The 13321-nt window shown below is 45.9% G+C and carries 12 protein-coding genes and 1 tRNA gene; 6 read left to right on the top strand and 7 right to left on the bottom strand.

Features of this window, described 5'->3' with window-relative positions; translation table 11 throughout:
• Positions 1–246 precede the first annotated feature (246 nt).
• The 7 genes from lptC to QUA38_RS22010 all read right to left on the bottom strand — a co-directional run bounded on the left by lptC (position 247) and on the right by QUA38_RS22010 (position 8932).
• The gene (gene lptC, locus QUA38_RS22040; protein WP_333165564.1) at positions 247–1434 is read right to left on the bottom strand and encodes an LPS export ABC transporter periplasmic protein LptC; all 1188 of its coding nucleotides are present in this window, start codon (positions 1432–1434) and stop codon (positions 247–249) included.
• Between the two features lie 169 nt (positions 1435–1603).
• Positions 1604–2209, bottom strand: coding sequence for a LabA-like NYN domain-containing protein (locus tag QUA38_RS22035; protein WP_006631885.1), 606 nt, complete (start codon positions 2207–2209; stop codon positions 1604–1606).
• 105 nt (positions 2210–2314) lie between these two features.
• Positions 2315–3907 carry a methionine--tRNA ligase gene (metG, locus tag QUA38_RS22030; protein WP_333165561.1) on the bottom strand — a complete coding sequence of 531 codons (1593 nt, stop codon included), beginning with the start codon at positions 3905–3907 and terminating at the stop codon, positions 2315–2317.
• A 324-nt stretch (positions 3908–4231) separates the two neighbouring features.
• Entirely contained in the window at positions 4232–4372 is a 141-nt protein-coding gene (locus QUA38_RS22025; RefSeq protein WP_333165559.1) for a hypothetical protein, read from the bottom strand.
• A gap of 369 nt (positions 4373–4741) precedes the next feature.
• Entirely contained in the window at positions 4742–5884 is a 1143-nt protein-coding gene (hrcA, locus tag QUA38_RS22020) for a heat-inducible transcriptional repressor HrcA (protein ID WP_445243266.1), read from the bottom strand.
• 382 nt (positions 5885–6266) lie between these two features.
• Complete coding sequence (locus QUA38_RS22015; RefSeq protein WP_333165557.1) at positions 6267–7136, bottom strand: alpha/beta hydrolase; 870 nt, start codon at positions 7134–7136, stop codon at positions 6267–6269.
• Positions 7137–8206: 1070 nt separating this feature from the next.
• A complete protein-coding gene (locus QUA38_RS22010; RefSeq protein WP_006631881.1) occupies positions 8207–8932 on the bottom strand; it encodes a hypothetical protein in 726 nt (241 codons plus the stop codon).
• A gap of 126 nt (positions 8933–9058) precedes the next feature.
• Here QUA38_RS22010 and QUA38_RS22005 point away from each other — a divergent pair, with 126 nt between their 5' ends.
• The 6 genes from QUA38_RS22005 to QUA38_RS21980 form a co-directional block, all read left to right on the top strand.
• Entirely contained in the window at positions 9059–9235 is a 177-nt protein-coding gene (locus QUA38_RS22005) for a hypothetical protein (protein ID WP_333165554.1), read from the top strand.
• 205 nt (positions 9236–9440) lie between these two features.
• A complete protein-coding gene (locus tag QUA38_RS22000) occupies positions 9441–9992 on the top strand; it encodes a GNAT family N-acetyltransferase (RefSeq protein WP_172187348.1) in 552 nt (183 codons plus the stop codon).
• Positions 9993–10318: 326 nt separating this feature from the next.
• A tRNA-Pro gene (locus tag QUA38_RS21995) sits at positions 10319–10392 on the top strand.
• Positions 10393–10544: 152 nt separating this feature from the next.
• Positions 10545–11381, top strand: coding sequence for a Tic22 family protein (locus QUA38_RS21990; RefSeq protein WP_333165552.1), 837 nt, complete (start codon positions 10545–10547; stop codon positions 11379–11381).
• A gap of 141 nt (positions 11382–11522) precedes the next feature.
• Positions 11523–12494, top strand: a complete 972-nt coding sequence (gene prmC / locus QUA38_RS21985; protein ID WP_333165550.1) for a peptide chain release factor N(5)-glutamine methyltransferase — start codon at positions 11523–11525, stop codon at positions 12492–12494.
• Between the two features lie 112 nt (positions 12495–12606).
• A partial coding sequence (locus QUA38_RS21980; RefSeq protein WP_333165547.1) for a YcxB family protein occupies positions 12607–13321 on the top strand: 715 nt, incomplete at its 3' end.

Genomic DNA, 13321 nt, shown 5'->3' with positions numbered 1-13321 from the left:
TATACCAGCATGAAGGTGGGTAAAAGCTTCAAAGCTTCTGACTTCTGAAAACAGATTTCTTTAATAGCTACAATACTTATCAATCAATTTCAAGGTTGAATCAGCTTGGCGAGGCTTTACCATAGACCCAGCTCTGGTTGAGAGATTTTGTTCTATTATACTCTTCCTAGAGTGACAGAAGAGGGGTATCTGCCTTCCTCTGCGTTCATCTGCCAACATCTGCAGTTGCAGCTCCATCTACTGTCCTCAATTTCCCTTGTACTCGTCCGGTACAAATTCCATAACCACTTGGCCACCGCCACCGTCGCCTTTGACAATCACAGTTTGATTTTTTAGCTCTCCCGCTGCCCTCGGCCCAGCCAAATTAAACACCGGATTTAGTTGCTTGTAAACCACATTTCCTTCCGCGTCGAAAGTCTGGTTAGTTAAATACCACGTTACTCGATCGGTATTTAATTGAGCTTGACGTCTTTCCCCAATTCCTACCACATTGCCTGTCAAATAAAATATTTTTTTCTCTAAATCTCCGCGCCCCGTATCGCCAGTCATCGTCACCTTTTCCACGCGGTGCAAAACCTTCACAGGCCCGGGCGATATCACATATTGCGCGGGAAAATTCCAACTCATCAAACTGCTTTCTATTTGCAGCGGTGGGTCTGATGGCATCAACTGAGCGTTTTTTGTCAGCGTCGCAATCTTGGTTTTTAAGTCTACATCTACTTGGTCGGCAAAACCGCTGTCTGTTACTATTTTATCTTTGTATCTGTCAATTTGAGTGGGTTTGTCGCTGTTTACCTTTTGTTGCTCCACAAACCACACTAAGTGCTCGGTTCGCAATTGCAAAATCGGATCTTTAACATTTGCCACCACAGAACCGAATAACTCCATCCTCTTAGCCCTGCTGAAAACCCGCGCTTCCTTCGCTGAAGCCGTCACCTGTTTGTTCTCTCCCGTCAAATTGTTACGGACAACTAAAACATCCTCCTTTGGTCGCCACTCCAACTCATTTCCGCGTAACACCACTCCATTCTTCAGGTCTGTAGCGACTATGTTACCTTTGAGAAAAACCTGATTTCCTTCCTGAAATACCTGCCCGGTTTCTCCCTGAATGTCATAAATCTCTTTGCCGTCCTGAAACAATTTGCCTACAGGTTTCTGAACGTTAACTATCTTTTTATCTTTGCTGTAAACGGCATTTTGCGAGTTTACTTTCCAGAACGTCTCGCCCTTTTCGTTTGCTTGTTCTAGAGTTACTTTGTTTAAAGTTAAAGTGCTGTTTGACTGTTGAGCAGTTTGGAGATCCTCAGCTAATTTATTCTTTTGAGTCTCTTGCGGAACCGCACAAGAATCAATCCCCAAAAGTAGTGCTGCTAAAAATAGCAGCCTCCATTTTGGGGAGTTGAGATTGGGAAGTGGGGATGTGAGATTAATCATTGGGATTTGGAAATTGGGAATCAGTAATTGATAATTGGGTATTGAAAAACACTTAATCAAAAATTAAAAATGTTTCATGATTTATTAAAATTTTTAACTTCTAATTCTTAATTATTCAACCCATTAACCATCACCCATTACCCGTTACGCATTATCCATTACCAAATCCCTATCTGTCGTCGTGTTCCTCCATCAAGCTCAGACCAGACAAAGGGCGGTAAGCATAATTAGGGCGCGATGTTTTTTGGATGTCGTCCTTAATCATTTCCAAATCGATATAGCGATCGGCTACATTAATCAAACTGTCGCTCGTCATCGATCGCAAACTCACCACCTCCACCCGCACACCGCGATAGCTCACAGCGTCTACAGCATAAGCTAAGTCGCCGTCACCGCTTACCAGTACCGCCGTGTCGTAAGAACCTACTAAAGCCATCATATCCACAGCGATTTCTACATCCAAATTCGCCTTCTTAGAACCATCTGGCAACTGTACCAAATCCTTAGAAATCACGCGGTAGCCGTTGCGGCGCATCCACAACAAAAACCCCTGCTGTTTCTCATTAGTGCGATCGACACCTGTGTAGAAGAAAGAGCGTAGCAGCCGCGAACCCGCAGTTAAACGGCACAGCAGCTTAGTGTAATCAATCTCAATTCCTAACTGCAAAGCTGCGTAAAAAAGGTTAGAACCGTCAATAAAAATTGCCACTCTACCCCGATTTTCTAGAACCTGTTCCGGCGTAAAAAGGTCGTTGCTTTCTATTCTATTCAACATGATTGTTATGCCTCAATTTTTATGAAAGATTGGTAAGGAAATAACTGCTAATTCGTAGTCTGTCATAACACCCAGAGCGCTGGCTGTCAACTAAGAAGGTACTGTTTACAGCAGTTCGAGCCGCTTAAAAACAGGTTGGGGTTCCCCCAGAGTTTGGTTTGCAGGCAAAGCGCCCCAGGCAGCATGAGCTGCAAAATTTGCTAAACTGTTAACTGTAACTCGATCGTTAAAGTCAATTGAAAAACCTAGCTGCTGATAGATAGCGTTGCTGATATTGGGAATAATCGGCGATAAAAGGTAAGATGCTAGTCTAACAGATTCCAGAACAGAATATAGCACCTGTTCGACACTTTCGATCTGTCCCTGCTTGTACAAACTCCAAGGTGCTTGCACATCAATAAACTTGTTACCGGCTCGAACTAATGCAAGCACGGCTTCGGAAGCCTTGCTAAAAGCCAAGTCTTCGTAAAAACCCGCTACTTGATCGCCCAAACCCCGGCTCATAGCCTTGAGAAGGTTGTCACCCTCAATGTTTTCTCCTAACACATTTGGTACGCAGGCACCGCAATATTTGCGAGCCATGTTTAAGGTACGATTAAGCAAATTTCCCAAATCATTTGCTAGCTCAGCATTCAATATATTGATAAACCGAGTTTCGTTAAAATCCCCATCCTCTCCGAACTCAATTTCTTTGAGGAAATAGTAACGTACTGCATCAGCGCCGTATTTATTGACCAATTCGACAGGGTTTAAAGTATTACCCTCCGTTTTTCCCATTTTTTTGCCGTCTTTGGTCAAAAACCCGTGTGCGAAAACGCGACCCGGCATCGGTAGATTCGCTGACATCAGCATTGCCGGCCAGTAAACTGCGTGGAAGCGAAGAATATCTTTGCCGATCAAGTGCAAGTCAACCGGCCACCATTTAGATAAAGCATTCTCCAAGAGTGGGTCACTGTCCGGATCTAGCAAGGCGGTGACGTATCCCAGCAAAGCGTCAAACCAGACGTAGATGCTGTGACTAGGGTCAACTGGCATTGGTAGACCCCATTCGAGATTCACTCTAGAAATCGAAAAGTCTTGCAGTCCAGAGTTGACGAAACTGAGCACTTCGTTGCGTCGGCTTTCCGGCGCGATGAAGTCGGGACGTTCTGCATACAATGCCAGCAGTTGGTCTTGATACCGCGAGAGACGGAAAAAGTAATTTTCCTCGTCGCGCCACTCAACCTCCTTGCTGGTGTGGACGGAACACCGATTTCCCGGCAACAATTCCCTTTCATCCTTAAATTCTTCACAGGAGACGCAGTACCAGCCTTGTTGCTGGTTCAAGTAGATGTCGCCGGAGTTCCAGACGCGGTGGAAAAATTCTTTGACAATGTACTCGTGGCGCCGCGAAGTTGTGCGGATGAAGCGATCGTACTGGATGTCCAGTTGCTCCCAAAGCGCCTCAAACGCCGGAACCACTGAATCGCAGTGAGCTTGGGGCGATCGTCCCAAACTCTCGGCTGTCCGCTGAATTTTCTGCCCGTGTTCGTCGGTCCCCGTCACCAGCAAAACAGATTTACCCCGCAGCCGCTCAAATCTGGCTAGGGCATCTGCAGCCATAGTCGTGTAAGCACTGCCAACGTGAGGTAAATCGTTTACATAATACAGAGGCGTTGTTATCGCAAAGGTATTCTTAGTTTTATCAGTCGATTTCATTGAATGCTAAAAGAAAATTCCCTAAATTTAGTTTCGAGCTTAACTCAGCAGTTAATTTTTTTTTGAGTGGCAATCAAGCCAAATTCACTGCAAGTTATTTGCAATTGTCTAAGCCGGGCTATTCCCAAAAGAAATATTGCTTTCATCTCCACACTAATCTTTTTTAGTTGTTTTTGACGAACTCTCTAAAATGTCTTAATATTTTGACATTCTGCTGCCTTGGGAATCGACGATGGCGGAGTTGGCGCCTCCTCAATTTATTTGTCGCAACCGCTATCCCTAGGGCGGGGGATCGCCCACCCGGTTTGCAACAAAACTCATCGGTTAAGCTGCTAAACCCCCCATTAGACTAACACTCCGCAACCACTTTCTGTAAATGCGCGATCGCTCACCATCGCCATCTTTTGCTCCCGATCGCTGGAAAGTTGATCGCCCGCAACTCCTGCCACTTTCCGAGTCGCTCATGCACGCAGAAACCGGGTTGTTTACGAAACTCTCTGGTCAAGCGCGAAGCTTTAGTTTCTTACCCCATAAAGAGTATAAAACCACATTGCGCACCCTCAAGTGTCACTATCGGTTTTTACTTATTTTGATCCAGCAATAAAACTATAAGTTATACTATAATACCGTAGATTAACGTATAAAAAACTTTTTAAAAGCATAATTTATTACTTTAAAGATATAGTTTCCTGCGTAATTATGCTGTGTAACACCCCAGAGTGGGGAATGTGAGATAAAAGCCTAAGTTTTTTGTCACAAAACCAGGTTTATAAAGGTTGCGAGTACGCCCACAGACAATAAAACCCCAAGTCCGTTAAGCTTGGGGATATCACATTAGGGTGCATCTAACAAGGGATGATCCGATCGCCCTCGATCGCCATCAGGAAAACTAACTCGATTTCCACCAATAGCTTCTGACAAATAATCGGCTGCCGCTTCCACCACCGCGATCGCATTTTCGTAAACCATCCGCGTCGGTCCCAAAACCCCAACACTACCCACCGGGACCGATCCCCGGCGGTAAGTCGAAGAAATCAGAGTACAGCCACGAATTGGTTCTAAGGAATTTTCCGAACCAATACGCACCGTTACCCGCTTGCCGGGGGTGTCTAACTCAGGCGATTCAAAAATCAAAGGCCAAAGCAGTTCCTGCTCTTGTTCGAGCAATTGCACCAAAGTTTGAACTTGCTGCAACTGCGAAAACTCAGGCAAGCGCAGCGCTTCTGCCAAACCGCCGATTAGAATACGCGTGTAGGTTGGATTGCTTTGGCGGCTGCTCAAAGCAGTCAGCATCGTTCCCACCCACTCAGCGTACAGCTCAAAGTCCCGGTCTAACTCGCTCCAGTCTACAGCCGAGAGTTCCAAGAGCGATCGTCCGCGCAACTTGGTGTTCAAAAAATTCGACAAAATCTGCAATTGGCGATCGACGATTTCGGCATCAGGCGTGTTACCTTCTGCGTCCCTCGGCAACTGCACCAAAACCGATTGAGTTTCGTAAGCATCCGTCACCACGATCAGCATCACCTTTCCCGGCTCTAGCTGCACCAGTTGCAAGTGGCGCAAGCAAGCCATATTGGTTTGCGGTATGGTGATCATGGCTATGTAACCGCTGATAGTTGCCAGGATTTGAGCAGCGCCACGGAGTGCCGCGTCCATGCGACCATCCGACCAATTGAGTTGGTCTAGTACCTGTTCCACCTTGCGGGCGAGCGTATCAGAGGGTTGAATCAACTGGTCTACATAAATTCGGTAGCCGGAGTCAGAGGGGACTCGTCCTGCCGAAGTGTGGGGCTGATAAAGCAGTCCAGCTTTTTCAAGAGTCCCCATCGCATTGCGAATTGTAGCTGGGCTGACGCTGAGGTTGAATTCGTCAGCCAAAGCTTTTGAGCCAACGGGTTCCGCTGTAGCTATGTAGTGGCGAACCGTTGCCCAAAGGATGTGTTGTTGCCGATCGGTGAGGTTAACGCGCACAGATATTTAAGCAGAATTAGAATTTAGAGTTGAAAGCCACTATTTAATCGAAACGTCTGTCCGAAGAGGGCGAGCGGGCAGACTTATCTATTTAAGATAACAGATTTAGGCGAAGGCAGAAGGAACAGGGAAGAACCAAGAGGTAAGAATGAACAAGGAATAGGGAAGAATATTTTAACTTTTAACTTGTATAGCAACGGCCCGGACGGTTAGGACGTTCTTAATTGCACTTTCCCCATGAGGTCACTTTCTTCCTTCTCTCCTAGATAACAACTAAAGCCTTCTTCCTTTTTCCTTCTGCTATAACTTTCTATTTGGGAGCTTCGTTTCCCCTAACCGGATCTTGGTCCAATGCCCGATTCGTAGGCTTTCCTTGACCCAATTCCCTTTAAGTGTGTTCTTTCAGAATATTTTGCAGGTAACTAACCACTGCATCCGGCTGTTCCACCATTGCCAAATGGCCACAATCGGGAAGCTGAAGGACATTCTCGCCGCAACATTGGAACATCCAATGAAAGCTAGCCAAATGCAGCACGTATTTTGGTTCCATAATTTTGTCTTTAGTACCGGCAATAAAATAAACAGGCTGCTTGAGTTGGGACACAATTTGTGGCAAGAGGTGAATCTCCGCTTCTGTGGTCGATTCCAACAAAGCCCCCAAAGCTGCCTCTGGATGAGCTCCCACGAAATCTATTAAGCGCTGCCGTCCCCAGGATCTGCCGATCGAGCGGGCTACAGAATCGCGGGCAAAGACGAAATCTGCTAAGGGCAAGCGAGGCAGCCAGGCGGGACGCATTGTTACTAGCTGCTTCCCGACCGCTCGAAACCGCTCGAATTCTTCCTTAAGATAGATGCCACCCCCCGCATTGATGCAGACCACACCTTTAATACGATCGGACAATTGGCTGGCTCCCCAGAGAGCGATCGTACCGCCCAGAGAGTGTCCCACCAGCCAAGCAGAAGATATATCGAGTTTTTCGAGTAAAAGTTCCAAATCCCGAGCGTAAGCTGCGGGAGTGTAACAGGAATTTAGCGGTTTGGAACATACACGAGCATCGCCTGTGTCCGATTGAGAATCGCCAAACCCCCGTAAATCATAGGTAAGGCACTGATAGTTTGATGCCAAGCGATCGGTCAAAGGTTGCCAGTAGTGCCGGCTTAACAGCCAGCCATGGACAAATACCAGAACCGGGGAAGTAGCAGTCGGAGCCGTCAAATCGTAAGCGTGCCGAACCCCTAGGATGTCGATTGTTGCCATACTTTTATCCTACCCGCTCCATAAGACCTATGTAAACCTATGTATAGCCTTTCTCAGAAAGAGAGAGTACGCCCAAACCCTGTTTTCTAAAGCTTTTTCAGTGGAATTGCTTACCTCATCTACTCAAGAAGCGCTATAAGTAAGTCAAGAAGACTCAACTTTATCGATTTACCTCTTACTTCCTGCTGCAACGCGCGGTCTTAAGTTAACGCTACAAGATTTTTCTCCACTTCACTGGCAATCTTGGCCTAACTTGCCCTTTTATCCGATCGCCCTGGAATAAATATTCCTTCTCTCCCAGCGTTATATGTTTTTTGCAGTATTCAAATTTCTGTCTGCTGTATGATACTCGCAAGCATGACATACATCAGCGCGATTTTTGAAGCGCCTTTTTCGACAACATTTTTCCCATTTTTAGCCGATTTGTAAATCGTAAATCCTCGGAATCTCAGTATCAATTTCGATTACAAATATTTTGGTAGTCTAGTCCAAAATTAAGTTCGTACCTTCCACATTTAACTTTAAACCAGAAAAATTGTGATGATTCAAGACTGCTTTAATCTATCACTAGGTATAGCTAAGTAGCCTTAGTTATACCTAGTTTTGAAAGAGGTAATACGTAATTTTAGGGGATTTTTGCGAATACTTACGACTTTTGCGTGTAGTTCCGCAAGCTGATTTTACAAACTAAAAAAAGTCAGCAATATAGCAATCCTTCCATCATTGGTGAATTTATTAGAAACTCAGATCGGGTTCGGGGTGGGTTGGGGTGGGGTAAAAAATTTACGACTCCTGCAAGAATTGCTATATTGCTGGTAAAACTCCCCTATGTCTTTGGCACATCTTTTCTATTAAGGCGGTTATTTTGTAGATAAAGTACGCCATCAAGCTTAAAAAGCTTGACAACATCGTTTCGGGGTCTCCCGTGTTTATAATAACCGCTATCTAGACTCGTTTGTACGAACAATGGTAATGGTGTCGATCTTTTTGCCCTATCTCACTGGAAAACTTCTGTAAACTAATGTCTGCTTAGAGAAATCTAGTTATTTAGATATCATCGCTAACTTGCCCTAAAATCGCTCGCCCAGCAATCTTTGTCGCACCCCCTCAGCGATTTTCTGCCCCAAATACTCGGGGATTAAACTTTCATTGGGCCCCAACAAGTAGAGAATTAGGCGAGTTCGCCCCCGCCAAACCAGCAAATTAGCATTTACGACCAATAAATCCTCTTGCCAGATGGCATACATAACTTTGTAAAAAAGTCCAGGTTGATTATCTGCTTCAATCAGTAAAGCTGGCAAGTGGAAAACCGGATCGACGTAGAATTCAGTTGCCACATCTTCCAAACCCGCGTCTAAATTAAATTCCACCGCCAACATCTCTTCAACCTCAAAATGTCCCGCCAAGGCCTCTCGAACGGCTCTACAGACGTTTTCTGCTGTTTTATCTGCCAATACCTTGCCACCGCGAGATACGACCAATTTGATAAATACCAGCATGGGCGGGTAAATTTGACCGTACAGACTCAGACTGTGAATTGTCAGTCCGTAGGCCGCGAGCACTCCAAAAATATCGCTCAGTAGAAAAGACTGGTTCCGGTAAGCAAAATGCAGGGCACTTTTGTTACCTTCGGCTCGGATTTCGATGACTGCTTGCCGAGTTTTGTAAAGCTGGTAAGCTAATTTGAGGTTTTGCAACTGGATTTCGCTGCTGACAAATTGCTCATAAAACTGCGGAAACGCTCGGTTAAAGCGCTTGAGGAGTTCTAGTGTAGATGGTTTTAAACCCGAAGCCATAATTGAGGAGAAGGTGCGGGAGATATACGAGGTATTGACTCTTCCATGCCTTATGGCAATGGGATTTTCGATTCGACGATTCGACTTAAATTGTGCCCGTCTCCTCACTAAAAGCAAAAGTCAAATATGTCTGAGAACTTATCACGAGAATGTCACCGTTGCGCCATTCCAGTGGTATTTCCCACCAAGGGTATAAGTTCCGGCGCGATCGGCGGCACTCAAAAGAAGCAATTCCCAAAATGCCTCTGTCCTGGTTTGGCAACAAATTTTACCTTAAAAGTGGGTTGTCAGGGCACTGGCTAGCAGAACAGTTCTACCACACTTGACAGAATCAAAAAAGCGCAGACTCAATGTTGGACGACAAATCCCTGTTTTCGGCGTAAGATGAGTTTACCGTAAACTGTTCCTCAAGAGGCTACCCGCAATTCATCCCACGCCGATCGGAGTGGATTTATCTTTCGGGTTCTCTTTCTCGTCGTCCAACTTCTACTACCTTAACCGCGCCTGCATGGGTTTTTGGAAAAACTTATTTAGTAGTTCTGAGTCTGCCTCTGTACCCCAAACAGCGGATTTTGAGGAAGATGTGGCTGTTGGGTTAGGCGATCCGCTTTCCCCAACGTTTCGCAAACCCGCCAGCGGCAACGCTCGCATCTTTTTCAGTTGCGATCGGGACATTGACCTCTACGAACTCGAAGAACTTTGTAATGCAGTGGGTTGGTCCCGCCGTCCCCTGCGTAAAGTCAAAAAAGCTATTCAGCACAGCTTCCTAGTCGTCTCTATGTGGGAGATGCGGGGCAGCCAGCGACGGCTGGTGGGTTTCGCCAGAGCGACTTCAGACCATGCTTTTAATGCCACGCTTTGGGATGTGGTAGTTCATCCCGACTACCAGGGCAAGGGCATGGGCAAGGCGCTGATGAAATACATCATTAAAAAACTCCGCAGTGAAGATATCAGCAACATTACCTTATTTGCTGACCCTCAAGTGGTGGACTTTTACCGCAATTTGGGCTTTATGTCCGATCCAGAGGGGATTAAAGGTATGTTTTGGTATCCAGATTAGCGAGCGAGGTGCAGGTCGGCGTTGATTTGTTGAGGAAATACAATACAATATTGACGCTGCCAACACCAACTGCACCTGTGCCCTGCGGTCAGTTACGCTGGGATGTATCCCGGCATCAGGGCCGTTATGAAGCTGTGCAAGTATTGTCAGTCGATTTGAGCAGATCACGATAGGAGTTAGGCGCTGGTATCGGTTTTTGGGTGGGGTCAAACCGCACAACCTGAAAAAAACTTCGCCTTAGCTGCATCTAGAGCTAAATATTTAATAAAGCTTGACAAGCAAGCGGTTTTGTGTGTTAATGGTTAGAGGTTAGCTAACTATAACACCGGGATGTAGCGCAGCTTGGTAGCGCGCCTGCTTTGGGAGCAGGATGTCGCAGGTTCAAATCCTGTCATCCCGATCGCACAATGTTAAATAATAGATTGAAGCAGAACTGTCTCTGATGTTTACATTTCGTCAAAATGAAAACAAATTGAGGCAGTTTTTGATGATCGTGTTAAGTCGCCAGTCTTTGCGTTAATGTGTTTCAGGATCGCTCCTGATGGAAAAAACATGAAATCATTAGTTCGTTTGGGCGCAATATTGGGAATTGTCGGCAGCACTCTGCTGGGCCCCTCCCCAATTGGCAAGATGTCTGCACTGGCACTGCCGGAGCCGCAAATTTTGGAAAAATTGCGATCGGTGCCGGTATTTACGATTACAGACGCTCAGGGTGCGCCCCTGATCGCTTCTGTTCCCAAGCAGGGTCAGGGTCAAACTGGTAATGCTTCCGTGGCGGGAATTTTCATCAGCCAGAAAGATGCTCAAGCTTTTGTCGATCAACTGAAAACCAGAAATCCTCAGTTGGCGGCCACGGTGCGCGTGATGCCGGTGTCCCTGGGGGAAATTTATCAGATCACTCAAGCAAATAAAGGCAAGCCGGAGGAAGTGCAATTTGCTTTCGTTCCCGCTCCGCAGCAGGTGCAGTCGGCTAAAACTGTACTTCAGCAGACTGGTCAACAAGTTAACGAGTTCAACGGTGTACCTCTATTTTTGGCAAGAGGCGGCGCAGAAAATGGTTATTTGACGATTCAGCGGGGTCAGCAAGAGGTGATTCCCTTGTTTTTTAACAAGGAGGATTTACAGGGAATGGTCGATCGTTTTAAGCAGCAGCAGCCGAACGTGACAGCCACAATTAAGATTGAGGTGGTGAACTTGGAGAGCGTTTTGGAAGCTTTGCGTACTGAGAACGACCCGTTTTTGACCCAAATGATTTTGATTCCCTCGCGGGAGTCGCTGGAATTTGTGCGATCGCTCCAACCTGCTGGTGCGGGCCAAAATCCACAGGTGGCTCCGGCTCCAGCTCGGCCGGCTCCAGCCTCTCCGGCTCCAGCTCGACCGGCTCGCTAATAGTTAGCCAGCAGTCATCAGTCATTAGTCATCAGTTATCAGTCATTGATTAGTAGGTTGGGTTTCTGGACTCAACCTACTATTTACGAATTAGCAATTAGTAATTAACAATTAGCAATTAGCAATTATTACCAAAGTCTTATGTTAGTTTCGGGTTTAGAGGTTTGGCAGTGGATGAATCAAGCTAAAACCGAGGCGATCGCCTATGACATTCCCCTAGCAGAAGTCGACTGGCTGTTGCAAGAGCTGGCTGGTTTGGATAGGTTGGCTCTGCGTTTGGAGTCGTTTAAAGATTTGCCAAAAATAGAATTAAAGTTGTCTTTATCTGAACTTGCTCAATTGTGGCAGCTGCGCTTGCAAGAACGGGTGCCGGTGCAGTATTTAATGGGAGTTGCACATTGGCGGCATTTTTCGCTCAAAGTAACGCCGGCGGTGCTAATTCCGCGTCCTGAAACGGAATTGCTGATCGATTTGGCTGTAGAAGCTGTTAAAAGCCGTTTAGAAGCCGAAAATATCAATCAAAAATCTACCCCCCCCTTAGTAAGGGGGGGAGAAGATTTAAACTTCTCCGAGCTTCGGGAGGGAGAAGTTGCCAAATCGCATTGGGTGGATTTGGGGACGGGCAGCGGGGCGATCGCGATCGGCTTAGCTTGTGCGTTGACAAATGCTAGGATTTATGCGGTAGATTGCAGTTCGGAAGCTTTGGCAGTTGCTCGATTCAATGCTGAGAATTTGGGTTTTGGATCGCAAGTTAATTTTTATCAAGGTTTGTGGTGGGAACCGTTAGCATTTCTCAAAGCTCAAGTCAGCGGCATGGTGTCTAACCCCCCTTACATCCCCAGCAGCACGGTCCTGACTCTGCAACCGGAAGTTTTGAAGCACGAACCTCATCTGGCCTTAGACGGCGGTTTTGACGGGTTAGAGTGCATCCGGCATTTGGTAGAAACGGCTCCTGATTATTTAGAGTCGGGGGGAGTTTGGCTGGTTGAGATGATGGCTGGACAAGCTGAGGCGGTAGCTGATATGCTGCAAAGTCACGGGAGTTACCGTGAAGTTCAGATATTTTCTGATTTAGCAGGAATTGATCGGTTTGCTTTAGCCTATCGGCGGTAGGAAGCAAGGCTAGCAAAGAGAGAATTTTTCAACTCTGTATACTTGCTTGATTTTGAGAGATTATAGTTGGGGTAAAAACTGCGATCGCACTCAGCACCCAAGAGGTATCACTGTGAAGTTGGAATACCAGTTTACTTTCAAAGAATATTTAGAAGCTAATAGAATTTCCCGGAAATTGAATCCTTTCGAGACAGTCGAGTTGTGGAGTCTTCCTGTCGTTCTTGTGGGGTGGGGAATTGCCAATATTATTGCTGGCCAACATCCCCTCTGGGGTTATTTCATTCTAGGTTTTGGCATCTGCTACCTCCCTCTTGTCAAGTTCCTAGGGTGGTGCAATATCAGCTCCTTCAATCGGTTTTTCTTTTGGTATATGCTTTTCTTTCCGACGATAAAATTTGGCATCGAACCGGGAATTTCAGTTGGACCTTTTTTGTTAATATGGGCAATTTTACAACTTATTCATTGGCTATTTCAATTTTTGGGACTTCATTTACTCTCTCCCTGGAGACAGAGAACTAATATTTGGCACGAACTTGTTACTCTAAAAATGACTGAATGTGGACTGGAGTTAGAAACTGCAAAGATTAGCCTCAAACTCAAGTGGCTATTTTACTCGCACTGGTTAGAGACAAAAAGTTTGTTCGTTATCTATTTTGACGAGTTTTCCAACATACCGCATTTTTTTCCAAAAAAATCATTTAATCAAGAGCAGCTTCAAGGGTTTAGAGAATTGATATACAGCAATATTCCGCCAGTTCCTCACGTTGTTGATATGCAAGCCAGAAATTTTGAGTTTCAACTGAATTTTCAAGATTCCATGGAAGCTC

Source organism: Microcoleus sp. Pol12B4, from assembly GCF_036701385.1.
Taxonomy (GTDB): domain Bacteria; phylum Cyanobacteriota; class Cyanobacteriia; order Cyanobacteriales; family Microcoleaceae; genus Microcoleus.
This window is presented reverse-complemented; position numbering and strand designations above follow the sequence as displayed.

Coding starts and splice junctions, on each gene's coding strand:
- lptC (WP_333165564.1), bottom strand. CDS start 1,434: ATGATTAATCTCACATCCCCACTTCCCAATCTCAACTCCCCAAAATGG.
- QUA38_RS22035 (WP_006631885.1), bottom strand. CDS start 2,209: ATGTTGAATAGAATAGAAAGCAACGACCTTTTTACGCCGGAACAGGTT.
- metG (WP_333165561.1), bottom strand. CDS start 3,907: ATGAAATCGACTGATAAAACTAAGAATACCTTTGCGATAACAACGCCT.
- QUA38_RS22025 (WP_333165559.1), bottom strand. CDS start 4,372: ATGAGCGACTCGGAAAGTGGCAGGAGTTGCGGGCGATCAACTTTCCAG.
- QUA38_RS22015 (WP_333165557.1), bottom strand. CDS start 7,136: ATGGCAACAATCGACATCCTAGGGGTTCGGCACGCTTACGATTTGACG.
- QUA38_RS22010 (WP_006631881.1), bottom strand. CDS start 8,932: ATGGCTTCGGGTTTAAAACCATCTACACTAGAACTCCTCAAGCGCTTT.
- QUA38_RS22005 (WP_333165554.1), top strand. CDS start 9,059: ATGTCTGAGAACTTATCACGAGAATGTCACCGTTGCGCCATTCCAGTG.
- QUA38_RS22000 (WP_172187348.1), top strand. CDS start 9,441: ATGGGTTTTTGGAAAAACTTATTTAGTAGTTCTGAGTCTGCCTCTGTA.
- QUA38_RS21990 (WP_333165552.1), top strand. CDS start 10,545: ATGAAATCATTAGTTCGTTTGGGCGCAATATTGGGAATTGTCGGCAGC.
- prmC (WP_333165550.1), top strand. CDS start 11,523: ATGTTAGTTTCGGGTTTAGAGGTTTGGCAGTGGATGAATCAAGCTAAA.